Here is an 855-nt window from a genome sequence, read left to right as displayed (position 1 = left end):
CTTACAGAACTGCTTGTGAAGCTCTAGAGGATGAGTTCAAGTAAATGTTGCACTTATTCTTGCAATTTATCATAAAAAGAAAAAGATATAGTTTGAAACTATATCTTTTTTTGTTAAACAACTATCCAACTCTAATCCTTACAATAGCAAAGTCCCTATTAATACAAGGACAGTTGAAATCATAGATGGAATTTGAATAGCTAACCAAGCTGGATCACCAGCAAAAAGCATGGACGCAAAATAGAGAGTTACTGAAACAAATAGCATCGTCTTATTAGCCGTTTTCGTTCCAATGCCAAGCAAGACTGTAGCAGCAATGTAACAAGTAAGGTAAGGGCCCAAAAAGAACAAAAAGACAATCGCCCATCCTCCCATTAACACAGCACTACCTATAAAAAGCATCAGTAAACCCATGTTTACGAAAAATACAAGAGTTAGAAGGCCCCTATTAGGAACAGAATTTTCTGGGGCTTGTTCCGCCATTTGTGGCTGAGCAGAGTTTTCTAAACCTTGTTCCGCCATTGATGGCTGAGTAGGATTTTCCGGGCCTTGATACGCCATTGGTGGCTGAACAGGATTTTCTAGGCCTTGATCCCCCATTCGTTGCTGAATAGATTCTTCAGGCATTCCGTCTTTGTCTTGGTTTGTTTCACAATTTAGCTGTTGATCTGTCATAATTTTCTCCTGACATTTTCTAAAATATTTTGCTTTTCTTAAAAAGCTGGAATTAACGATTTTCTATGTGATATTCACTGAATTCTTCCATGCATCTAATGACATTTTAAAAATCCCCAATTGTCAAGTCAAGTGCAACAAAGTCATTCCTCTGATTAAGCGAGTGTTCTTCCAGCTGTT

Annotated in this window: 1 protein-coding gene; it reads right to left on the bottom strand. The window is 37.8% G+C overall.

The window, feature by feature from the left end; genetic code table 11:
• Nucleotides 1-138: 138 nt before the first annotated feature.
• A complete protein-coding gene (locus K1J10_RS10575; protein ID WP_223357342.1) occupies nucleotides 139-675 on the bottom strand; it encodes an ABC transporter permease in 537 nt (178 codons plus the stop codon).
• Nucleotides 676-855: the final 180 nt, after the last annotated feature.

Origin of the sequence: Streptococcus australis (assembly GCF_019930045.1) — a bacterium.
GTDB classification, from domain to species: domain Bacteria; phylum Bacillota; class Bacilli; order Lactobacillales; family Streptococcaceae; genus Streptococcus; species Streptococcus australis_D.
Note: the sequence above shows the minus strand (reverse complement) of the source record. Positions and strands in the feature narration are given on the sequence as shown.